Source organism: Pseudomonas sp. GL-B-12 (genome assembly GCF_019955895.1).
Taxonomy (GTDB): Bacteria; Pseudomonadota; Gammaproteobacteria; order Pseudomonadales; family Pseudomonadaceae; genus Aquipseudomonas.
Map to the genome: position 1 here is coordinate 163,316 of NZ_JAHBCX010000077.1, position 20,541 is coordinate 183,856.

The following is a 20,541-nucleotide window of genomic DNA, read 5'->3' on the forward strand; positions in this document are numbered from 1 at the left end:
TCACCGTTACGCGTGAGAGCGAGAAAAGTCTGGTTCAGGCTTCGGTTCATTGCGAGAGCCCACTGCGACTGTCGAAGTCGCCATTTTCCAGGAAAAACATGCGGTAGAAGTTCGGGTCGTAATTGCGCAGCTGCTCGCCAGGCAATGACGGTAGTTGTGCATTGGCCGCCAGTGGCTGGACCAGATGCGGGGTGACGATCATCAGCAGTTCGCGCTCTTCACGGTTGATGGTGTTGTCGCGGAAAAACGCGCCCAGAACCGGGATATCGCCCAGCCCCGGAAACTTGTTCACCTGGGAATCGTTGTGGGAGCTGATCAGGCCGCTGATGACGAAGCTTTCGCCGTCGGCCAGGGAGATGCTGGTATCGGTACGGCGCACGGTCAGGGCCGGGACTACCGTGCCGGCGATGCTCACGGCGTTGGTGAAGTCCAGTTCACTGACTTCCGGCGCCACTTTCAGCGCGATACGGTTTTTCCCGACGATGGTCGGTGTCAGGGTCAGGCGGATACCGAATTCCTTGTACTCGATGAACACGTTATCGCTGCCTGAACTGGGCACCGGAATCGGTATTTCGCCGCCGGCCAGGAAGCTCGCACTCTGCCCGCTGAGCGCTACCAGGCTTGGCCGCGCCAGGGTGTAGGCGAAACCGCTGCCTTCCAGCGCGTTGAGCGCCACCAGGGTATTGCCGGTAGCAAAAGTGAGGTTGAAGTTGTTGTTGTTCACCGGTACCACCGGCGTGACAATGCCGCCGATGGTGGGCAAGGTTCTCGGCGAGCCGAACAGGAAGTTGCCGCGGATGCCGAAAATCGAGGCGGAGGCTTCCTTGAGCTTGGTCCGGCTGACTTCAACGAAGCGGATATCGGTCTGCACCTGGCTCGGCAGCAGCGGGTCGTCGGAAGGCACCGACGGCACGCTGGTCAGCGCTGCTGTGGCTTTACCCTTGACGAACACCATGCTTTGGCGCGGTGTTTTCGAACAGGCGGTCCAGACCATCAGGCTGGTGGTCCCTGGTGCAAGGCCCGTGAGTATGAACGCGTTGCTGCCGCTGGGTTGCACGTCGGCAATTTTCGGGTCACCCACCGCCAGTTGCGTTACCGGAACGGGGCTGCGTAGTTCACTCTGCAGCCCCTGACCGACCTCGTACGTTGTCGGCCAATTGTCCAGTTGCGGGCAATTGGCCGGCGCGGCCTGAGCCGCATCCACGCTGAGGCCCATCCAGAACAGGCCATGGAAAATTCGCTTGAAAGCGGGCACGGTACGAAGGCTCATTAAGTACATCCTCACTGGATAGACCGTCTTTAGGCGGACTGAGTTGTCTCGGATCACTTCACGGGGATCGGGCTATCCCCCCCAATGCGCCAGACCACTCATCCATGGCCCTGACGTTATTCCTTGCGTGCTACACACGAGCGGGCGCACTTCGCTGATCTGGCGGGACCGCGAGCGACCTTTGCTGAAACGGTTTTTAGTGATCCGGTTACCTGGACTGCCCGACTGAGCGATACTCGTACCTATGGGCCGACCTGGTCCCCCCGGAAAGTCATCGGCAATGAAGGTACAGAGCCGAAAAACGCCTGCCAGGATCATGGTGAGGTAACTCCTTTTGCCAATCCGCTATCTGATCACTGAAGCTGACGTGGAAAATCGAGCCGTCATGACTTCTTATTGTTTGAAGGTAGTTCAATCAAACCAAAGTGCCATGAATTTAAACAAAACCATTGGTGCAAAGGCTGGAGATAGGCGGGTGGGCAGGGTCGCAGCACAGTGCGGTTGCCTGAAATTGACGGGTTGCGTTGAACGCAATAAATAAAAAAGGCCCGCATGCTCAAGCATGCGGGCCTTTGGCATCACTGATTGCTGGTCAGTGCTTGCTGTCCTGGTTCGACAGCGCCAGCAGCTGCTTTTCCTGGTTCCAGTCGAAAGGTTCGTCGTTCTGTTCGGCTTCGAAGCGGCGCTCTTCCAGTGCCTGATACAGGTCGATTTCATCATCGGGCATGTAATGCAGGCAGTCACCGGCGAAATACCACAGCAGGTCGCGCGGGACCAGGTGAGCGATTTGCGGATAGCGCGTGATGACCTGGCACAGGATGTCCTGGCCCAGGTACTGGCTTTCGATCGGGTCGATCGGCAGCGATGCAAGCAGTTCGTCGAAGCGCTCAAGGAACAAGGCATGACTTTCGTCGGGAACCTGCTCGGCCTCACCTACGGCGACCAGGATGCTGCGCAGGTGGTCGAGTAAAACGAGATGATCGGCAACGATGTTGGACACGAGATAAGTCCTCAAGAGCAAAACGGGCGCGGGAGTATAAAGCGCCAGCGCCCGTTTTTACATGCTTGAAGGGATCAGCGGACTTTTCCCTTGGCCAGTGCCAAAGCCTTTTGGTCAAAGTCATCGACATCGATCACCTTGCGCCGGGCCGCTTCGGCTTCACGCAGGGTTTGGGCTTCCACCGGTTGCAACACACCAGCCTCGAGGGCGGCATCGATCACCGACTCGCCGGCCAGCTGTTTGACCTGGCCACTCTTGAGTGCCACGTTCAGCTTTTTGTGCAACGGCTGTGCGGCGCTCAATAGATTGCAGGCGTGTTGCAATGCCCCGACCGGATCGTCGCTCGCTTGTGGGCGATAGCAACCCAGGAGCAATTCCTCCAGGGCTGGGTCGCCCTTGGCGCGGCCAATCAACCCAGCGACTTCGGCTCCGAGTTTGTCAGATGGCCCTTTGTGCCGGCGACCGAACGGGAACACGATCACCCGCAACAGGCAGCCGACGACTTTGTTCGGGAAGTTGTTCAACAGCTCATCCATGGCCCGTTCCGCCTGGCCCAGGCTTTCCTCCATGGCCCAGGCCAGCAGCGGTGTCATGTACTGCGGTGAGTCGAGATCGTTGTAGCGTTTGAGCGCGGCGGAGGCCAGGTAGAGGTTGCTCAGCACGTCGCCTAGCCGTGCGGACAGACGTTCGCGGCGTTTCAGTGCGCCGCCCAGCAACATCATGCTGAGGTCGGCGAGCATGGCGAAAGCAGCGGCCTGACGGTTGAGGGCGCGGAAATAACCCTGGCTGAGTTTGTCGCCCGGGGTGTGTTCGAGGTGCCCGAAACCGAGATTGAGCACCAGTGTGCTGGCTGCATTGCTCACGGCAAAGCCGATGTGCTTGAGCAGCAGGCCATCGAACTCTGTGAGCGCCTGATCCTTGTCTTCACGGCCGGCGAGGTCCATTTCCTTGAGCACGAAGGGATGGCAGCGAATCGCGCCCTGGCCGAAGATCATCAAGTTGCGCGAGAGAATGTTTGCGCCTTCGACGGTGATGAAAATCGGCGCGCAGTTCCATTTGCGGCCGAGGTAATTGTTCGGTCCCATGATGATTGCCTTGCCGCCGTGCACATCCATCGCATCGTTGATGCAGTCGCGGCCGCGCTCGGTCAGGTGGTACTTGAGAATCGCCGACAGCACCGACGGTTTCTCGCCCAGGTCGACCGCGTTGGCGGTCAGCATGCGGGCGGCGTCCATCATCCAGGTGTTGCCGCCAATGCGCGCCATGGCCTCCTGAATGCCTTCGAAAGCGGCAATCGGCACATTGAACTGCTCGCGAACCTGAGCGTATTGGCCCGTCACCAGGCTGGTGAACTTGGCCATGCCGGTGCCCACCGCAGGCAGGGAAATCGAACGCCCGACCGACAGGCAATTCATCAGCATCATCCAGCCTTTGCCGAGCATCTCCTGGCCGCCGATAAGGAACTCCAGGGGGACGAACACGTCCTTGCCTGAGTTCGGGCCATTCATGAAGGCGGCGCCCAACGGCAGGTGCCGGCGGCCGATCTCGACGCCGGCGATGTCGGTCGGAATCAGTGCCAGGCTGATACCCAGGTCTTCCTTGTCGCCCAAAAGATGATCCGGGTCGTAGGCCTTGAAGGCCAGGCCGAGGAGGGTGGCCACCGGGCCGAGGGTGATGTAGCGCTTTTCCCAGTTCAGGCGCAGGCCGAGGACTTCCTGACCCTGCCATTCACCTTTGCAGATCACTCCGGAGTCCGGCATGCCGCCGGCGTCGGAGCCGGCCAGCGGACCGGTCAGGGCAAAACACGGGATGTCGTCGCCGCGTGCCAGGCGTGGCAGGTAATGATTGCGTTGTTCGTCGGTGCCGTAATGCAGCAACAGTTCGGCCGGGCCGAGGGAGTTGGGGACCATCACGGTGGTTGCGAGGTCGCCACTGTGGCTCGCCAGTTTCATCGCCACTTGCGAGTGGGCATAGGCGGAGAAGCCCTTGCCGCCAAACTCCTTGGGGATGATCAGGGCGAAAAAGCCGTTGTCCTTGATGAACGTCCAGACTTCGGGTGGCAGGTCCATGGTTTGACTGAGCTGCCATTCATTGACCATGCTGCAGAGTGCATCGGTTGGCCCGTCGATGAACGCCTGTTCCTCTTCATTCAACTGCGCTTTGGGATAGGACAGCAGCTTGTTCCAGTCTGGACGGCCGCTGAACAGTTCGCCGTCCCACCAGACCGTGCCGGCGTCAATGGCATCGCGCTCGGTTTGCGACATCGGCGGCAGGGTTTTCTGGAACCAGTTGAACATCGGCGCGCTGAACAATTTGCGGCGCAGGTCGGGCAGCAGCAAGGGTGCGGCGACGGCGGCGATCAATACCCAGTAAACCAGCAACAGCCAACCCGGCGCGCGGCTGAAAGCGCCCATTGCCACGACATAGACGGCCACGATGCTCAGGGCGGGCAGTGGGGCGATGCGGCGGTGGGCCAAATAAGCAATCCCGACCAGCAGAACCAGTATCCACAACAGCAGCATATTCATTCCTCCGTGAAACCAGGGCGAACCAGCCCACAGAGCTTAGACGGCATCCGCGAAACAGGCTGGTTGGAGCGATGTGTTTGGAATAGTGGGAAAAGCGTTCATTGAACGAGCGGCAAAGCGCCCATGTTTGGCCGAAACGTCGTTATCTCTGTGCTGAAGCTCTCGCTAGACTCGGGGCTTCCCCAGGAGATTATTCTCATGCACGAGTATCTGAGTCCCGGCCGCTTCATCGATAGTGACCATCCGTCCGTCGTGGAGTTCGCCGAACAACACCGTGGCGTCAGTCGCGATCCGCTAGAGCAGGCGATCAGCCTCTATTACGCCGTGCGCGAAGCGGTGCGCTACAACCCGTACACATTCAGTCGCGATCCGCAGACCCTGCGCGGCAGTTATGCGCTGGCGGCCGGGGAGAGTTACTGCGTGCCCAAGGCCACGCTGCTGGCAGGTGCAGCGCGGCATTGCGGGATTCCCGCACGGATCGGCCTGGCGGATGTGCGCAATCATTTGTCGACGCCACGGCTGCTTGAATTGCTCAAGAGCGACATGTTCGCCATGCACGGCTACACCGAATTTTATTTGCAGGATCGCTGGGTCAAAGCGACGCCAGCGTTCAACCGCAAACTCTGCGACCTGTTCAATGTGGCGCCGCTGGAATTCGACGGGATCAACGACAGCGTTTTTCATCCCTTCAACCGCGATGGCGCAAAGCTGATGGAGTACCTCGTCGATCACGGCCAGTTCGCCGACGTACCTGAAGCGTTCTTTTTCGAACACCTGGAAAAATGCTATCCGCACCTGTTCGGCGAGCGACAGCAAGCGCTGCTGGGTGACATGCAGAGCGATTTGAGTCGCGCCTGATCCGGCGTATGCTGCCTGCCCACTTACCGAAAAAGAGGCGGTCATGCTGAAGATCTGGGGTCGGAAAAACTCGTCGAATGTCAGAAAACCATTGTGGGCCGCCGAAGAACTGGGGCTGGCCTACGAGGCTATCGATGCCGGTGGCGCCTTTGGTGTCGTCGATACACCCGAATACCGCGCGATGAATCCCAATGGTCGCGTGCCTGTCATTGAAGACGACGGTTTTGTGTTGTGGGAATCCAACGCCATCGTGCGTTACCTGATGGCCTTGCATGCCGACGGCACGGCCTGGTACCCGAACAATCTTAAGGCCCGTGCCACTGCCGACAAGTGGATGGACTGGACCACCTCAAGCTTTGCCGGCCCGTTCCGCACCGTGTTCTGGGGCGTGCTGCGTACCCCGGCAGACCAGCAGGACTGGCCCGCCATCAAGGCGGCGATCAAGGAATGCGACACGCTGCTGGCGATGGCCGATCAGGCGTTGGCGAACAAGCCCTACCTGTCCGGAGACGAGATCGGCATGGGCGATATTCCCCTGGGCAGTTTCATTTATGCCTGGTTCGAGATGCCGATCGAGCGCGCGCCACAACCGCATCTGGAGGCCTGGTACGCACGGTTGAAACAGCGTCCGGCGTATCAAAAGGCGGTCATGACCGCGTTGACTTAATACTCACTATCGACACGCTTGACTGTACTTGTGTGGCGGCGACAAGCACCATTGTGCCAGTTCGCTGCGGTTGTATTGTTCGCCGCCGCCCCTACTTATCCCTTTCTTCCCTTCTTGGTGCGTAAATCAGATATGAGTTCCGCTCTGTCCATCCGGCAGCTAACCAAAACCTACGGCAACGGTTTCCAGGCCCTGAGTGGTATCGATCTGGATGTCGCCGAAGGTGACTTTTTCGCCTTACTCGGCCCGAACGGCGCCGGCAAGTCCACGACCATCGGCATTCTCTCGACCCTGGTGAACAAGACCAGCGGCACGGTGAATATCTTCGGTCACGACCTGGACAGGAATCCTGCGCAGCTCAAGCGCTCCATCGGCGTGGTGCCTCAGGAATTCAACTTCAACCAGTTCGAAAAGACCTTCGACATCGTCGTGACCCAGGCCGGCTACTACGGCATCCCGGCGAAAATCGCCAAGGAGCGCGCCGAACAGTACCTGACCCAGCTGGGCCTGTGGGACAAGAAGGACGTGCCGTCGCGCTCGCTGTCCGGCGGCATGAAGCGTCGCCTGATGATCGCCCGCGCGCTGGTTCATGAACCGCGCCTGCTGATCCTCGACGAACCGACTGCCGGGGTGGACATCGAACTGCGTCGCTCGATGTGGAGCTTCCTCACCGAGCTGAACCAGAAAGGCATCACCATCATCCTCACCACCCACTACCTGGAAGAGGCTGAACAGTTGTGCCGCAACATCGGCATCATCGACCACGGCACCATCGTCGAGAACACCAGCATGAAGCAGTTGCTCAGCCAATTGCATGTGGAAACGTTCCTGCTGGATATGAAGAACACGTTGCAAGTGGCGCCTCAGTTGATCGGCTACCCGGCCAGACTGGTCGATAGTCACACCCTGGAAGTCCAGGTGGACAAGTCCATGGGCATCACCGCGCTGTTCACCCAGTTGGCGCAGCAGAACATCGAAGTGCTGAGCCTGCGTAACAAAACCAATCGCCTCGAGGAGTTGTTCGTGTCCCTGGTGGAGAAAAATCTGTCGAAGGTGGCGGTATGAGTTCCGAACTGCGCCCCAACCTCGTAGCACTCAACACCATCGTTTACCGTGAAGTCCGGCGTTTCACCCGGATCTGGCCGCAGACCTTGCTGCCGCCGGCCATTACCATGGTCCTGTACTTCGTGATCTTCGGTAATCTGATCGGTCGGCAAATCGGCGACATGGGTGGCTTCACTTACATGGAGTACATCGTGCCGGGGCTGATCATGATGTCGGTGATCACCAACTCCTACGGAAACGTGGTGTCGAGTTTCTTCGGCAGCAAGTTCCAGCGTTCCATTGAAGAACTGATGGTCTCGCCGCTGTCGCCGCACACCATTCTGATCGGCTACACCCTGGGTGGCGTGCTGCGCGGGTTGATGGTGGGGATCATCGTGACCCTGCTGTCGCTGTTCTTCACCCATTTGCAGGTGCATCACTTGGGCGTGACCATTCTGGTGGTGGTGTTGACCGCGACGATCTTCTCGCTGCTGGGCTTCATCAACGCCGTGTTTGCGCGCAACTTCGATGACATTTCGATTATCCCGACTTTCGTGCTGACGCCACTGACCTACCTGGGCGGGGTCTTCTACTCGATCACCTTGCTGCCGCCGTTCTGGCAGACCGTATCCCTGGCCAACCCGGTGCTGCACATGGTCAACGCATTCCGTTACGGCATCCTCGGTGTATCGGATATCCGCATCAGCGTGGCCATCGCCTTTATGCTGGTCGCGACCGCGGTGCTGTATCTCGGTAGTGCGCGGTTGCTGGTCAGCGGGCGCGGGATGCGTACCTGAGGGATACCGCGTCGCTTTCAATCGCGAGCCTGCTCGCGATAGCTTTAGTTCAGACACTGCAAAAAAACGGCCTCCCAAGTGGAGGCCGTTTTGCATTCTCACATCCGGCTCTTCTTGCGCCGCTTCCATTGCCGCGCCACCCACCAGCGCCAATACATCATCACCAGGAAGTAAGCCAGCGCCCCGAGCACCAGCCCGGTCACCACCGAACCCAGCAGAAACGGTTGCCACAAGGTCGAGATTTCGCCCCTGATCCATTCCCAGGTCAGTGAGTCCGGCAACTGCCGGGCGGGAACGTCCATCAGCCAGGCGCCGGCCTGGTAGGTGCAGAAGAACACCGCGGGCATGGTGATCGGGTTGGTCAGCCAGACCAGGCTCACGGCAATCGGCATGTTGCCGCGCACGATGATGGCGAGGATGGCCGCCAGCAGCATCTGCAGCGGGATCGGCAGGAACGCGGCGAACAGCCCCACCGCCATGGCGCGGGCAACGGAGTGGCGGTTGAGGTGCCACAGGTTCGGGTCATGCAACAGCGTGCCGAGAAAGCGTAAGGACTTGTGTTCCCTGATGCTCATCGGGTCTGGCATGTAACGTTTGAATAAGCGCCGGGGCATAAGGCTTCTCGGTCGGTCAGGGCGGCAAGTATGTCTGGATTCTATGAGCTGCCCATTCAGACTTTGTGACAATTATTGACGACGCCCATGCGACGGGCGGGCTAAGCCTTGAGGGTACTCTCAAGGACGGGCTTATGCGCACAGGGATGACGGCGCTGGCGTTGGGTCTGCTGACCCTGCGTTTTTTACCGGCATTGCCGCCGGTCTGGTTGTGGCTGGCGATGCCGGTGGCGGGTTTGATGTTGCTGCCGTTCAGGACCTATCCGGTGGCGTTTTACCTGTTCGGTTTGAGTTGGGCCTGTGCGAATGCGCAGTGGGCGCTGGATGACCGGTTGCCGCCGACGCTGGACGGAGAAACCCGTTGGGTCGAAGGGCGGGTCACAGGCTTGCCCCGGCATGACGACGGTGTCGTGCGTTTCGAATTGACCGACATCCAGTCCCGACGTACCCGGCTGCCGCGGCAAATGCGTCTGGCCTGGTATGGCGGGCCGCCGGTGAACAGTGGCGAACGCTGGCGTCTGGCCGTCAAATTGAAGCGCCCGGTCGGGCTCCTCAATCCGCAGGCCTTCGATTACCAGGCCTGGTTGCTGGCACAACGCATCGGCGCGACCGGGACGGTCAAGGAGGGCGAGCGCCTTGCGCCAGCCCAATGGGCCTGGCGTGATGCAATCCGTCAGCGTTTGCTGGCGGTGGATGCCCAGGGGCGAAGCGGCGCGTTGACGGCGTTGGTGCTCGGGGACGGTGCCGGGCTGAGTCGCGAAGACTGGCAGGTATTGCAGGACACCGGCACGGTGCATCTGTTGGTGATATCCGGGCAGCACATCGGATTGCTGGCGGGAGTCGTGTATCTGCTGATCGCCGGCCTGGCCCGCTTTGGGCTATGGCCGAACCGTCTGCCATGGTTGCCCTGGGCGTGTGGCCTGGCATTCGCCGCTGCGCTCGGTTACGGGATGCTGGCCGGCTTCGAGGTGCCGGTGCGGCGGGCCTGCCTGATGATTGCAATGGTGTTGTTGTGGCGTCTACGGTTCCGTCATCTCGGTGCATGGTGGCCACTGTTGTTGGCACTCAGCGGCATTTTGCTGCTGGAGCCGCTGGCGAGTCTTCAGCCTGGTTTCTGGTTGTCTTTCGCGGCCGTGGCAGTCTTGATATTGACCTTCGGCGGACGTTTGGGACCGTGGCATTGGTGGCAGACCTGGACCCGTGCCCAGTGGCTGATTGCAATCGGGCTGTTCCCGTTGTTACTGGTTTTGGGGTTGCCAATCAGTCTCAGTGGGCCGCTGGCCAATTTGTTCGCGGTGCCCTGGATCAGTCTGGTGGTACTGCCACCAGCGTTGCTCGGGACGCTGTTGCTGCCGGTGCCTTACGTGGGTGAGAAATTGCTGTGGCTGGCTGGCGGCCTGATCGACGGGTGGTTCAGGGGATTGGGGCTCGTCTCCGGCGAGGTTCCCGCGTGGGTGCCTGCGGCAGTCCCGCTATGGGCCTGGGTAATTGGTGCCATTGGCGTCTTCTTGCTATTGCTGCCGCGAGGCGTACCGATGCGCCCGTTAGGGTGGCCCATGCTGTTGATGCTGGTTTTTTCGCCCAGGCCGATGTTGCAGGAAGGCATGGCCGAAGTCTGGCAACTGGATGTCGGTCAGGGTCTGGCAATCCTGGTGCGCACTCGGCATCACACGTTGCTGTATGACGCCGGACCGCGTTTCGGTGAACTCGACCAGGGGGAACGGGTGGTGCTGCCGGCCTTGCGCAAACTGGGGGTGAAGGGGCTCGATCTGATGCTGATCAGCCACGCCCATGCCGATCATGCCGGCGGTGCCCCGGCGATTGCCAAGGGCTTGCCGGTGAAACAGGTGGTCAGTGGTGAACCGTCAGACTTGCCTGTGGAGTTGCAGGCCGAGAAGTGTGAGAGCGGTCGGCAATGGACCTGGGATGAAGTCGATTTCCAGCTTTGGCACTGGCCATTGGCCGGCGACAGTAACCAGAATTCCTGTGTCTTGCTGATTGAGGCCAATGGTGAACGGTTGCTGTTGAGTGGCGACATCGATGCCGCCGCCGAGAGAGCCCTGCTGGACAGTCCGTTGGCCCTGCCCACCGATTGGCTGCAGGCGCCACACCACGGCAGTCGCAGTTCGTCATCCAATGCCCTATTGGATGTCCTGCAACCTAAAGGTGCGCTGATCTCCCGCGGGCAGGGCAATTCGTTTGGCCATCCGCATGCGACGGTCATCGCGCGGTATCAAAAACGTGGAATGGCGATCTACGACAGCGCCGAACACGGTGCCATTCGTCTGCAACTGGGACGCTTCGAGCCGCCGTGGTCAATGCGTCAGGAACGGCGTTTCTGGCGCGATCCGCCGCCCTTGAACCCATAACCGAGCGTTATCAAAGCCCGACCGGATGCGACATCACGGTCTTCGGTGCTTGCACCCCCTATGTTAGAGTGGCGCACTTTTTCGAGGGGGCTGTCACTGTGTGGGAATTGGTCAAATCCGGCGGCTGGATGATGTTGCCGATCATTCTGAGTTCCATCGCGGCAATGGCGATCGTCGCCGAACGCCTCTGGACCCTGCGAGCCAGCCGCGTGACCCCGGAGCACTTGCTCGGGCAGGTCTGGGTCTGGATCAAGGACAAACAGCTCAATAAGGAAAAACTCAAGGAACTGCGCGCCAACTCCCCGTTGGGCGAGATCCTGGCGGCCGGCCTGGCCAACTCCAGGCATGGTCGCGAGATCATGAAAGAGTGCATCGAAGAGGCCGCACAACGGGTCATCCATGAGCTCGAACGCTACGTCGCCGCCCTCGGCACTATCGCTGCCATGGCGCCGTTGCTGGGCCTGCTGGGTACGGTGCTGGGCATGATCGATATTTTCAGTGCGTTCACAGGCAATGGCATGACCACCAACGCCTCGGTACTGGCCGGTGGTATTTCCAAGGCCCTGATCACCACGGCTGCGGGCCTGATGGTGGGTATCCCCGCGGTGTTCTTCCACCGTTTCCTGCAACGCCGGATCGATGAGCTGGTGGTGGGCATGGAGCAGGAAGCGATCAAGCTGGTCGAAGTGGTGCAGGGCGATCGCGATGTGGACCTGACCGGGAGCAAAGCGTGAAATTCCGCCGCAAACCACGGGAAACGGTGGACATCAACCTCGCGTCGCTGATCGACGTGGTGTTCATCCTGCTGCTGTTTTTTGTCGTGACCACCACCTTCACCCGTGAAACCCAGTTGCGCGTCGATCTGCCGGAAGCGGTCAGTGGCACGCCGGCCGACGATCAGAGCAAGCCTTTGGACATCGCCATCAGCGCCGACGGCGTGTTTTCGGTGAACAATCAGATTTTGCCGAAAAGCGACCTGGCTTCGCTGATGGACGCGCTGCAAAAAGAAGCCAATGGCGACACCAACCGGCCGCTGTCCATCAGCGCTGACGGCAAGACTCAGCATCAGTCCGTGGTGACTGCCATGGATGCGGCCGGCAAACTCGGCTTCAGTCATTTGCGCATGACCACTATCGAGGCGGCGCCCCCCGCGCCCTGATGGCCATGTCCGATCGATTGCTCGCCGCGTGGTACGCAGGTCATCCGGCCCTGAAGCTGTTGCAGCCATTGGAATGGCTGTACCGGCGCGTGGTCATGAACAAGCGCAAACGCTTTCTGGCGGGTGAGGGCGAGATCTATCAGCCGCCGGTGCCACTGATCGTGGTCGGCAACATCACCGTGGGTGGCACCGGCAAGACCCCGCTGATTCTGTGGATGATCGAGCATTGTCAGCGCAGCGGCCTGCGGGTCGGCGTGGTCAGCCGCGGCTACGGCGCCAAACCGCCGCAGTTGCCGTGGCGGGTCGAGGTCGAACAGGGCGCCGACGTCGCCGGTGACGAGCCGTTGCTGATCGTCCAGCGCACGGGCGTGCCGGTGATGATCGATCCCAATCGCAGCAACGCCGTCAAAGCCTTGCTGGCCAGTGAACCACTGGACCTGATCCTGTCCGACGACGGCATGCAGCACTACCGTCTGGCCCGCGACCTGGAACTGGTGCTGATCGATGCCGCCCGTGGCCTGGGCAACCGCCGTTGCCTGCCTGCCGGGCCATTGCGTGAGCCGGTCGAGCGCCTGCAAAGCGTCGACGCGGTCCTCTACAACGGTGCCGTGGCTGACCGCGATGATGGATTTGCCTTTCAATTGCAACCTACCGCGCTGGTCAACCTGCGCAGCGGCGAACGGCGTCCCCTCGACCACTTCCCCAGCGGCCAGGCCCTGCACGCGGTGGCCGGCATCGGCAATCCGCAACGTTTCTTCAAGACCCTCGAAACGCTACACTGGCAGCCGGTTCCACATGCGTTTGCCGACCACGCCGAATACAGCGTGGAGACGTTGAATTTCACGCCGTCATTGCCGTTGGTGATGACGGAAAAGGACGCGGTGAAATGCCGTGCCTTTGCCACCGCCGATTGGTGGTACCTGGCGGTCGATGCCGTGCCGTCGCCGGCCTTCGTGGCCTGGTTCGACACACAGCTGATGCGCCTGCTGCCGGCTCGTTTGTTGCCTTAACTCCGTTTTTTCCAGGGAATGCTCATGGACACCAAATTGCTCGATATCCTCGCTTGCCCAGTCTGCAAAGGCCCGCTCAAGCTCAGCGCCGACAAGACCGAGCTGATCAGCAAGGGTGCAGGCCTGGCCTACCCGATTCGCGACGGCATCCCGGTGATGCTCGAATCCGAAGCGCGCACCCTGACCACCGACGAGCGCCTGGATAAATGACCACAGCCTTTACCGTCGTCATTCCATCGCGTTACGCCTCCACCCGCCTGCCGGGCAAGCCGATGCTGCTGATCGCCGGCAAACCGATGATCCAGCACGTCTGGGAACAGGCAAGCAAAAGCAGCGCCGAACGGGTGGTGGTGGCCACCGACGACGCGCGCATCGTCGAGGCCTGCAAAGGCTTTGGTGCCGAAGTGGTACTGACCCGTGAAGATCACAACTCCGGCACCGATCGCCTGGCCGAAGTCGCGCTGAAGCTGGGCCTGGCGCCCGACGCCATCGTGGTCAACGTCCAGGGCGACGAACCGCTGATCCCGCCGAGCGTGATCGATCAGGTGGCCGCCAACCTGGCGGCCCACGCCGAAGCGCGCATGGCCACCCTGGCCGAGCCGATCGAAGACGCGGGCACCCTGTTCAATCCCAACGTGGTCAAGGTCGTCAGCGACCTCAATGGCCTGGCGCTGACGTTCAGCCGTTCCACCTTGCCCTGGGCGCGGGATGCATTCGCCGTGAACCCTGAGCAGTTGCCCGAAGGTGTGCCGTATCGCCGCCATATCGGCATTTATGCCTACCGCGCCGGTTTCCTGCAGGACTTCGTCAGCTGGGGTCCATGCTGGCTGGAAAACACCGAGTGCCTGGAACAGCTGCGTGCCCTGTGGCATGGCGTGCGGATCCATGTGGCCGACGCACTGATCGCGCCGCCAGCCGGTGTCGATACCGTTGAAGACCTAGAGCGCGTTCGTCGCCTGCTGGAGAAGTGATGCGGGTTCTGTTTGTCTGCCTGGGCAATATCTGCCGCTCTCCCACGGCAGAAGGCGTGCTGCGGCATAAGTTGCGCGAGACCGGCTTGGCCGATCAGGTTGAAGTGGCCTCCGCAGGCACCGGTGACTGGCATGTCGGCAAGCCGCCGGACAAACGCAGTCAGGCCGCGGCGAAGCTGCGCGGTTATGACTTGTCCGCCCAGCGCGCCCGGCAAGTCTCCCGCGCCGATTTCGCCACCTACGACCTGATCCTGGCGATGGACAACAGCAATCTGCGCAACCTCAAGGCCTTGCAACCGGCCAAGGGCAAGGCCGAGTTGGATCTGTTCCTGCGTCGCTATCAGTCGGACGTCGATGAGGTCCCGGACCCGTATTACGACGGCGACCAAGGCTTCGAACAGGTGTTGGACCTGATTGAGCGCGCCAGTGATTTGCTGGTGATCGAATTGAAGGGACGGTTATGAGTTTGCAGGTTCAATCGCAGGTTTCGCTCAAGCCATTCAACAGCTTTGGCGTGGATGTCCAGGCCCGGTTGTTTGCCGAGGCCCATAGCGACGCCGATGTGCGCGAAGCCCTGGCCTATGGGCTGGAACACGAGGTGCCGGTGCTGGTGATCGGCGGCGGCAGCAATCTGCTGCTGACGGCGGATATCGATTCGCTGGTGCTGCGCATGGCCACCCGCGGGACTCGCGTGTTGAGCGATGACGGCAGCAAAGTGGTGATCGAGGCCGAGGCCGGTGAGCCCTGGCATCCCTTTGTGCAACACACACTGTCCCTGGGGCTGTCCGGCCTGGAAAACCTCAGCCTGATTCCCGGCACTGTCGGTGCGGCACCGATGCAGAACATCGGCGCTTATGGCGTCGAGATCAAGGACGTGTTCGCCGGCCTGACCGCCCTCGATCGCCAGACCGGTGAACTGCGCGACTTCACATTGCAAGAGTGCAACTTCGCTTACCGCGACAGCCTGTTCAAGCAGGAGCCGGGGCGTTGGTTGATCCTGCGTGTGCGCTTCGCCCTCGACCGCGCCGCGCATCTGCACCTGGAATACGGCCCGGTGCGTCAGCGCCTGACCGAACAGGGCATCGAGCATCCGACCGCCAGCGATGTCAGCCAGGCCATTTGCAGCATCCGCAACGAAAAACTCCCGGACCCGGCCGTACTCGGCAATGCCGGCAGCTTCTTCAAGAACCCTTTGGTGTCGGCGGCGCTGGCTGCGCGGCTCAAGGGCGAATACCCGGACCTGGTGGCCTATGCGCAACCCGACGGGCAGATGAAGCTGGCCGCCGGTTGGTTGATCGAGCGGGCAGGGTGGAAGGGTTTTCGTGAGGCTGACGCTGGCGTGCATAAATTGCAGGCGCTGGTGCTGGTCAACTATGGCGGCGCGACGGGCCTGCAATTGCTGAACCTGGCGCAGCGCATCCAGAAAGACATTTTCGAGCGTTTCCATGTCGATCTGGAAATGGAGCCGAACCGGTATTGATGAAGCAGCCGCCAGCTACAAGCTTCAAGCGGCAAGCTACAATTCTCAAATCCAGGCCTTTGCTGTTTTGCTTCTACTTGAAGCTTGCAGCTTAAAGCTCGCAGCTAAAAAACCCTGTCTCAGCAGGGTTTTTTTTTGTTAATGCTCGGTTAACTTAGTCAGCTAACGATGCACACTCTTGCTCCACCAAAGGCCCGGTGCAGACGTCTGCGTCCGCATAAGAGAGCCCATTAGCCTGAGTCGATCTGCGTGCGACCCACCGAGATCCAGCGGCAGATTGCTCGACCCCATAACTCAAGATCTATGCGGGCGTGCCCATGATTACCCTGAAACTCAATGGTCAAGACCATCAACTCGACGTCACCGAGGACATGCCGCTGCTCTGGGCGATCCGCGACGTGGCCGGTTACAACGGCACCAAGTTCGGCTGCGGCATGGGCCTGTGCGGGGCCTGCACCATTCATATCGAAGGGGCTCCGGCACGCAGTTGCATCACGCCGATCGGTTCAGTGGTCGGACAGAATGTCAGCACCATCGACAACCTGCACGCCGATCCGATCGGCAAAGTCGTGCAGCAAGCCTGGCTCGACACGGCGGTCGCCCAATGCGGTTTCTGCCAGGGCGGGCAGATCATGTCGGCAACGGCGCTGCTCAAGACCAATCCGAACCCGAGCGACGAGCAGATTGAAGAGGCGATGGTCGGCAACATCTGCCGCTGCGGCACCTACAACCGCATCAAGACCGCGATCCGCCAGGCCTCCACCCACCTGAAGGAGGCCAAGGCATGAGCCGCTTACCGAATGATTTCGCCCTGAGCAATCTGAGCCAGCTCAGTCGCCGTGGCTTTCTGAAAGGGGTGGGTGCCACCAGTGCGCTGGTATTGGCGGCGAGTTGGGGCTGGCAAGACGCTTTTGCTGGAGAAAAAGACAAGAAGTTCGGTGCCGACGGCATGCCCCACGGCTGGGTCGATGATCCGAAAGTCTATGTGAGCATCGCCGCGGATGGCACGGTGACCGTGATCTGCAACCGCTCGGAGATGGGCCAGGGCGTACGCACCAGTTTGACCATGGTGGTGGCCGATGAACTGGAAGCCGACTGGGCGATGGTCAAGGTGCAGCAGGCCCCCGGCGATGAAATGCGCTTCGGCAACCAGGACACCGACGGCTCGCGCAGCATGCGTCACTGGTACGAGCCGATGCGCCGCTGCGGTGCTGCCGCGCGGACCATGCTCGAACAGGCCGCTGCCGCACAATGGAAAGTGCCGGTCGGTGAGTGTCACGCGCAACTGCACAAGGTCGTCCATGAGCCTTCTGGCCGCGAAATCGGATATGGCGCCCTGGCCTCCGCCGCAGGCGCGTTGCCGGTTCCGGCCCGCGACAGCCTGAAGCTCAAACAACCCGCTGAGTTCCGTTACATCGGCAAGGAAGGCACCAAGGCCATCGATGGGGAGGACATCGTCAACGGCCGTGCGGTGTACGGCGCCGACGTGCATTTCGACGGCATGCTGTACGCGACCATTGCGCGGCCCACGGTGTATGGCGGCAAAGTCAAAAGCTTTGATGGCAGCGCGGCGATGAAAGTCCCCGGCGTGGTCAAAGTGGTACAGATCGAAAGCCGGCCTTTGCCCTCGGAGTTCCAGCCCCTGGGCGGCATCGCCGTGGTGGCGAGCAATACCTGGGCAGCGATCAAGGGCCGTGAGGCACTGAAAATCGAGTGGGACGACGGCCCCAACGCCAGCTACGACTCGATCGCCTATCGCAAGGAACTTGAAGCGGCCTCGCTCAAGCCCGGCAAGGTGGTGCGCAATACCGGCAACCTCGAAAAGGCCATGGCCAGCGCCGATAGCACGCTGGAAGCCTCCTACTACTTGCCGCATTTGTCACAGTCGCCGATGGAACCGATGGTCGCCATTGCGCGGTTCAAGGACGGTGCCTGCGAAGCCTGGGGGCCAAGCCAGGCGCCGCAGGTCACCCGGGAACGGATCGGTGAACGCCTGGGCCTGCCGTTCGACAAGGTCACATTCAACGTGACCCTGCTCGGGGGCGGGTTCGGGCGCAAGTCCAAGCCTGACTTCATCATCGAGGCTGCTATCCTCGCCAAGGAATTCCCCGGCAAAGCGGTGCGGGTGCAATGGACCCGCGAAGACGACATTCACTGTTCCTACTTCCACACCGTGTCGGCCGAATACCTCAAGGCCAGCCTGAACAAGGATGGCCTGCCGTCCGGCTGGTTGCACCGTACGGTGGCGCCGAGCATCACCGCGTTGTTTGCGCCGGGCATGAACCATGAGGCGGCGTTCGAACTGGGCATGGGCTTCACAAACATGGCGTATGCGATCCCCAACATTCGCCTGGAAAACCCCGAGGCAACGGTGCATACCCGGGTGGGGTGGTATCGCTCGGTGTCGAACATTCCCCATGGCTTCGCGATCCAGAGCTTTATCGATGAGCTGGCGCATAAGGCCGGGCAGGATCCACTCAAGTACCAGATCAGATTGCTCGGCCCGGACCGTCAGATCGATCCGCGCACCTTGAGTGAAGAGTGGAACTACGGTGAATCCCCCGAGCGTTATCCGATCGACACCGCGCGCCTGCGCACGGTACTGGAGACCGCCGCCAAAGCCGCCGGTTGGGGGCGTGAGTTGCCCAAGGGTCGCGGCCTGGGCCTGGCGGTGCATTACAGCTTCGTGACGTATGTGGCGGCGGTGATCGAGGTGGAGGTCAAAGACGACGGCACACTGGTGGTGCACAAGGCCGACATCGCCGTCGATTGCGGACCACAGATCAACCCCGAGCGGATTCGCGCGCAATTCGAAGGTGCCTGTGTCATGGGCCTGGGTAATGCGGTGCTGGGGGAAATCAGCTTCAAGGACGGTAAAGTGCAGCAGGATAACTTCCACATGTACGAGGTGGCGCGCATGTCTCTGGCGCCAAAAGAAGTGGCAGTGCATCTGGTGACGCCGTCGGGCAACGTCCCATTGGGCGGTGTGGGTGAGCCGGGCGTGCCACCGATTGCGCCGGCACTGTGCAATGCGATCTTTGCTGCCACCGGCAAACGCATCCGCAACCTGCCGGTTCGTTATCAGCTGTCGGGCTGGCAGAAGGCGGGCGCCTGATGGACAGCGCCGATCTGAACGTCCTGCGCAGCGTGTTGCAATGGCATCGCGCCGGTCAGCAGGTGGTGTTGTACAGCGTTGTCGAGACCTGGGGCACTGCGCCCCGGGCACCCGGCGCCATGCTCGCCTTGCGCGAGGACGGCATGGTGATTGGTTCGGTCTCCGGCGGATGTGTCGAAGATGACCTGATCGCCCGGCTGCACGACGGGCGCCTTGCGCTTGATGGGCCATCGGTGCAACTGATCACGTATGGCGTGACCCGCGAGGAAGCCGCACGTTTCGGCTTGCCCTGCGGTGGCACCTTGCGCTTGACCGAGGAGCGTATCGACGATGGGGATTGGGTCGAGCAATTGCTCGCCCGATGCGAGGCCCATGAAATCGTTGCGCGTGAACTGAACCTGGCCACCGGCGAAGTGCTTTTGCAGCCGGCCAATAAAGCTGATGTGTTGACCTTCGACGGACAGACCTTGCGGGCGATCTATGGCCCGCGCTGGCGCTTGCTGCTGATCGGCGCGGGGCAGCTGTCGCGCTATGTGGCGGAAATGGCCCGGCTGCTGGATTTCGAGGTACTGATTTGCGATCCGCGTAGCGAGTTCGTCTATGGCTGGGAGGAGCAGCACGGAAGATTCGTTTCTGGCATGCCGGATGAGGCGGTATTGAATATCCAGACCGATGAACGCACGGCCATCGTGGCCTTGACCCATGATCCGCGTCTGGACGACATGGCACTGCTCACAGCCCTGGATTCCCGGGCTTTTTACGTCGGGGCGCTGGGATCGCGGGTCAACAGCCAGAAGCGCCGGGAAAACCTGGTTCAACTGGGTTTGTCGCAATCGGCGATTGACCGCTTGCATGGTCCGATCGGTTTGCACATTGGCAGTCATAATCCAGCGGAAATTGCCTTGTCGCTCATGGCGGAAATCGTGGCAGTCAAAAATGGCGTCGAACTGAAGCAGAAGAAAGTCTTGCGGGAGAGCGTATGAGCGAGTCCATTGGCGTCGTCGTACTGGCGGCGGGGCAGGGCAGCCGGTTTCGTGAGGTTGCGGGCGCCGAAAAGGATAAATTGGTGGCCGATTGCACTGGGCGTGACGGCGTGGTGCGGTCCGTCATCGAGCACACGTTGGTCAACCTGCCGGCGGCGCTGGACAAACGCGTGCTGGTGACCACTGCTGACCGCCCGCAAGTGATTCGCATGGCTCAGGCCTATGGCTGCGAGATTGAACTGATCGAATCGACGGGAATGGGCGACAGCATTGCTGCGGGAGTCGTTGCCTGCAAGCAACTCGATGGCTGGCTGATGGTGCTGGGGGATATGCCGTTCATCCTGCCATCCAGTATCGAACAAGTGGTGGCGGGTATTGGCGATGACCGTATCAGCGTGCCCGTGCAGGGCGGTGAATACGGGCATCCGGTCGGGTTCGGACGAGACTTCGCAGCGGGGTTGATGGCGTTATCGGGGGATCGTGGCGCCAAACCGCTGTTCGCCCAAGGGCGGGTGGTTGAAGTGACCGTGGATGATCCCGGTGTGTTGTGGGATGTGGATGTGCCTGAGGCATTGGTCTTCAAGTAGTTCCGGAGGTGATCCCCTGTGGGAGCGGGCTTGCTCGCGAAGGCGGCTTGGCAGTCAACTGAGATGTTGGATGATCCACCGCCTTCGCG

20 protein-coding genes are annotated in these 20,541 nt (G+C 60.9%); 16 read left to right on the forward strand and 4 right to left on the reverse strand.

Features of this window, described 5'->3' with window-relative positions; genetic code table 11:
- Nucleotides 1-46 precede the first annotated feature (46 nt).
- The 3 genes from KGA85_RS29320 to KGA85_RS29330 form a co-directional block, all read right to left on the reverse strand.
- Nucleotides 47-1,270, reverse strand: coding sequence for a type II and III secretion system protein family protein (locus KGA85_RS29320; protein ID WP_223533611.1), 1,224 nt, complete (start codon nucleotides 1,268-1,270; stop codon nucleotides 47-49).
- A 592-nt stretch (nucleotides 1,271-1,862) separates the two neighbouring features.
- The gene (locus tag KGA85_RS29325) at nucleotides 1,863-2,270 is read right to left on the reverse strand and encodes a PA2817 family protein (protein WP_150754013.1); all 408 of its coding nucleotides are present in this window, start codon (nucleotides 2,268-2,270) and stop codon (nucleotides 1,863-1,865) included.
- 74 nt (nucleotides 2,271-2,344) lie between these two features.
- Complete coding sequence (locus KGA85_RS29330; protein WP_223456155.1) at nucleotides 2,345-4,792, reverse strand: acyl-CoA dehydrogenase; 2,448 nt, start codon at nucleotides 4,790-4,792, stop codon at nucleotides 2,345-2,347.
- 204 nt (nucleotides 4,793-4,996) lie between these two features.
- Here KGA85_RS29330 and KGA85_RS29335 point away from each other — a divergent pair, with 204 nt between their 5' ends.
- The 4 genes from KGA85_RS29335 (at nucleotide 4,997) to KGA85_RS29350 (ending at nucleotide 8,164) form a co-directional block, all read left to right on the forward strand.
- The gene (locus KGA85_RS29335) at nucleotides 4,997-5,656 is read left to right on the forward strand and encodes a transglutaminase-like domain-containing protein (RefSeq protein ID WP_223543587.1); all 660 of its coding nucleotides are present in this window, start codon (nucleotides 4,997-4,999) and stop codon (nucleotides 5,654-5,656) included.
- A gap of 43 nt (nucleotides 5,657-5,699) precedes the next feature.
- Nucleotides 5,700-6,323: a glutathione S-transferase family protein gene (locus tag KGA85_RS29340; protein WP_223533614.1), complete on the forward strand. Its 624-nt coding sequence runs from the start codon at nucleotides 5,700-5,702 to the stop codon at nucleotides 6,321-6,323.
- 132 nt (nucleotides 6,324-6,455) lie between these two features.
- Nucleotides 6,456-7,388: an ABC transporter ATP-binding protein gene (locus KGA85_RS29345; protein ID WP_223534354.1), complete on the forward strand. Its 933-nt coding sequence runs from the start codon at nucleotides 6,456-6,458 to the stop codon at nucleotides 7,386-7,388.
- The gene (locus KGA85_RS29350; protein WP_046037490.1) at nucleotides 7,385-8,164 is read left to right on the forward strand and encodes an ABC transporter permease; all 780 of its coding nucleotides are present in this window, start codon (nucleotides 7,385-7,387) and stop codon (nucleotides 8,162-8,164) included. Before KGA85_RS29345 ends, KGA85_RS29350 begins: the two co-directional genes overlap by 4 nt.
- A gap of 98 nt (nucleotides 8,165-8,262) precedes the next feature.
- Here KGA85_RS29350 and KGA85_RS29355 read toward each other — a convergent pair whose 3' ends face one another.
- The gene (locus KGA85_RS29355) at nucleotides 8,263-8,778 is read right to left on the reverse strand and encodes a DUF2062 domain-containing protein (protein ID WP_223456159.1); all 516 of its coding nucleotides are present in this window, start codon (nucleotides 8,776-8,778) and stop codon (nucleotides 8,263-8,265) included.
- A gap of 134 nt (nucleotides 8,779-8,912) precedes the next feature.
- Here KGA85_RS29355 and KGA85_RS29360 point away from each other — a divergent pair, with 134 nt between their 5' ends.
- The 12 genes from KGA85_RS29360 to KGA85_RS29415 all read left to right on the forward strand — a co-directional run bounded on the left by KGA85_RS29360 (nucleotide 8,913) and on the right by KGA85_RS29415 (nucleotide 20,452).
- Complete coding sequence (locus KGA85_RS29360) at nucleotides 8,913-11,147, forward strand: DNA internalization-related competence protein ComEC/Rec2 (RefSeq protein WP_223543588.1); 2,235 nt, start codon at nucleotides 8,913-8,915, stop codon at nucleotides 11,145-11,147.
- Between the two features lie 98 nt (nucleotides 11,148-11,245).
- Complete coding sequence (locus KGA85_RS29365) at nucleotides 11,246-11,881, forward strand: MotA/TolQ/ExbB proton channel family protein (RefSeq protein ID WP_150754005.1); 636 nt, start codon at nucleotides 11,246-11,248, stop codon at nucleotides 11,879-11,881.
- Complete coding sequence (locus KGA85_RS29370; protein ID WP_046037486.1) at nucleotides 11,878-12,306, forward strand: ExbD/TolR family protein; 429 nt, start codon at nucleotides 11,878-11,880, stop codon at nucleotides 12,304-12,306. The genes KGA85_RS29365 and KGA85_RS29370 overlap by 4 nt, the downstream gene beginning before the upstream one ends.
- A complete protein-coding gene (lpxK, locus tag KGA85_RS29375) occupies nucleotides 12,306-13,316 on the forward strand; it encodes a tetraacyldisaccharide 4'-kinase (protein ID WP_223543589.1) in 1,011 nt (336 codons plus the stop codon). The genes KGA85_RS29370 and lpxK overlap by 1 nt, the downstream gene beginning before the upstream one ends.
- 24 nt (nucleotides 13,317-13,340) lie before the next feature.
- A complete protein-coding gene (locus KGA85_RS29380; protein ID WP_003179363.1) occupies nucleotides 13,341-13,526 on the forward strand; it encodes a Trm112 family protein in 186 nt (61 codons plus the stop codon).
- Nucleotides 13,523-14,287, forward strand: a complete 765-nt coding sequence (gene kdsB, locus KGA85_RS29385) for a 3-deoxy-manno-octulosonate cytidylyltransferase (RefSeq protein ID WP_223543590.1) — start codon at nucleotides 13,523-13,525, stop codon at nucleotides 14,285-14,287. Before KGA85_RS29380 ends, kdsB begins: the two co-directional genes overlap by 4 nt.
- Nucleotides 14,287-14,751: a low molecular weight protein-tyrosine-phosphatase gene (locus tag KGA85_RS29390; RefSeq protein ID WP_223456164.1), complete on the forward strand. Its 465-nt coding sequence runs from the start codon at nucleotides 14,287-14,289 to the stop codon at nucleotides 14,749-14,751. Before kdsB ends, KGA85_RS29390 begins: the two co-directional genes overlap by 1 nt.
- Entirely contained in the window at nucleotides 14,748-15,767 is a 1,020-nt protein-coding gene (gene murB, locus KGA85_RS29395) for a UDP-N-acetylmuramate dehydrogenase (protein ID WP_223533618.1), read from the forward strand. The genes KGA85_RS29390 and murB overlap by 4 nt, the downstream gene beginning before the upstream one ends.
- 317 nt (nucleotides 15,768-16,084) lie before the next feature.
- Entirely contained in the window at nucleotides 16,085-16,555 is a 471-nt protein-coding gene (locus tag KGA85_RS29400; protein ID WP_008046998.1) for a (2Fe-2S)-binding protein, read from the forward strand.
- Complete coding sequence (locus KGA85_RS29405; protein ID WP_223543591.1) at nucleotides 16,552-18,882, forward strand: xanthine dehydrogenase family protein molybdopterin-binding subunit; 2,331 nt, start codon at nucleotides 16,552-16,554, stop codon at nucleotides 18,880-18,882. Before KGA85_RS29400 ends, KGA85_RS29405 begins: the two co-directional genes overlap by 4 nt.
- Complete coding sequence (locus KGA85_RS29410) at nucleotides 18,882-19,865, forward strand: XdhC family protein (RefSeq protein WP_223543592.1); 984 nt, start codon at nucleotides 18,882-18,884, stop codon at nucleotides 19,863-19,865. Before KGA85_RS29405 ends, KGA85_RS29410 begins: the two co-directional genes overlap by 1 nt.
- A complete protein-coding gene (locus KGA85_RS29415) occupies nucleotides 19,862-20,452 on the forward strand; it encodes a nucleotidyltransferase family protein (protein WP_223456169.1) in 591 nt (196 codons plus the stop codon). Before KGA85_RS29410 ends, KGA85_RS29415 begins: the two co-directional genes overlap by 4 nt.
- Nucleotides 20,453-20,541: the final 89 nt, after the last annotated feature.

Bases quoted from the DNA above. Each gene is read 5' to 3' on its own strand.
- KGA85_RS29340 (WP_223533614.1), top strand. From the start codon at position 5,700: ATGCTGAAGATCTGGGGTCGGAAAAACTCGTCGAATGTCAGAAAACCA.
- KGA85_RS29405 (WP_223543591.1), top strand. From the start codon at position 16,552: ATGAGCCGCTTACCGAATGATTTCGCCCTGAGCAATCTGAGCCAGCTC.
- KGA85_RS29335 (WP_223543587.1), top strand. From the start codon at position 4,997: ATGCACGAGTATCTGAGTCCCGGCCGCTTCATCGATAGTGACCATCCG.
- KGA85_RS29390 (WP_223456164.1), top strand. From the start codon at position 14,287: ATGCGGGTTCTGTTTGTCTGCCTGGGCAATATCTGCCGCTCTCCCACG.
- kdsB (WP_223543590.1), top strand. From the start codon at position 13,523: ATGACCACAGCCTTTACCGTCGTCATTCCATCGCGTTACGCCTCCACC.
- KGA85_RS29320 (WP_223533611.1), bottom strand. From the start codon at position 1,270: ATGAGCCTTCGTACCGTGCCCGCTTTCAAGCGAATTTTCCATGGCCTG.
- lpxK (WP_223543589.1), top strand. From the start codon at position 12,306: ATGGCCATGTCCGATCGATTGCTCGCCGCGTGGTACGCAGGTCATCCG.
- KGA85_RS29355 (WP_223456159.1), bottom strand. From the start codon at position 8,778: ATGCCCCGGCGCTTATTCAAACGTTACATGCCAGACCCGATGAGCATC.
- KGA85_RS29345 (WP_223534354.1), top strand. From the start codon at position 6,456: ATGAGTTCCGCTCTGTCCATCCGGCAGCTAACCAAAACCTACGGCAAC.
- KGA85_RS29415 (WP_223456169.1), top strand. From the start codon at position 19,862: ATGAGCGAGTCCATTGGCGTCGTCGTACTGGCGGCGGGGCAGGGCAGC.
- KGA85_RS29330 (WP_223456155.1), bottom strand. From the start codon at position 4,792: ATGCTGCTGTTGTGGATACTGGTTCTGCTGGTCGGGATTGCTTATTTG.
- KGA85_RS29380 (WP_003179363.1), top strand. From the start codon at position 13,341: ATGGACACCAAATTGCTCGATATCCTCGCTTGCCCAGTCTGCAAAGGC.
- KGA85_RS29410 (WP_223543592.1), top strand. From the start codon at position 18,882: ATGGACAGCGCCGATCTGAACGTCCTGCGCAGCGTGTTGCAATGGCAT.
- KGA85_RS29360 (WP_223543588.1), top strand. From the start codon at position 8,913: ATGCGCACAGGGATGACGGCGCTGGCGTTGGGTCTGCTGACCCTGCGT.
- KGA85_RS29400 (WP_008046998.1), top strand. From the start codon at position 16,085: ATGATTACCCTGAAACTCAATGGTCAAGACCATCAACTCGACGTCACC.
- murB (WP_223533618.1), top strand. From the start codon at position 14,748: ATGAGTTTGCAGGTTCAATCGCAGGTTTCGCTCAAGCCATTCAACAGC.
- KGA85_RS29350 (WP_046037490.1), top strand. From the start codon at position 7,385: ATGAGTTCCGAACTGCGCCCCAACCTCGTAGCACTCAACACCATCGTT.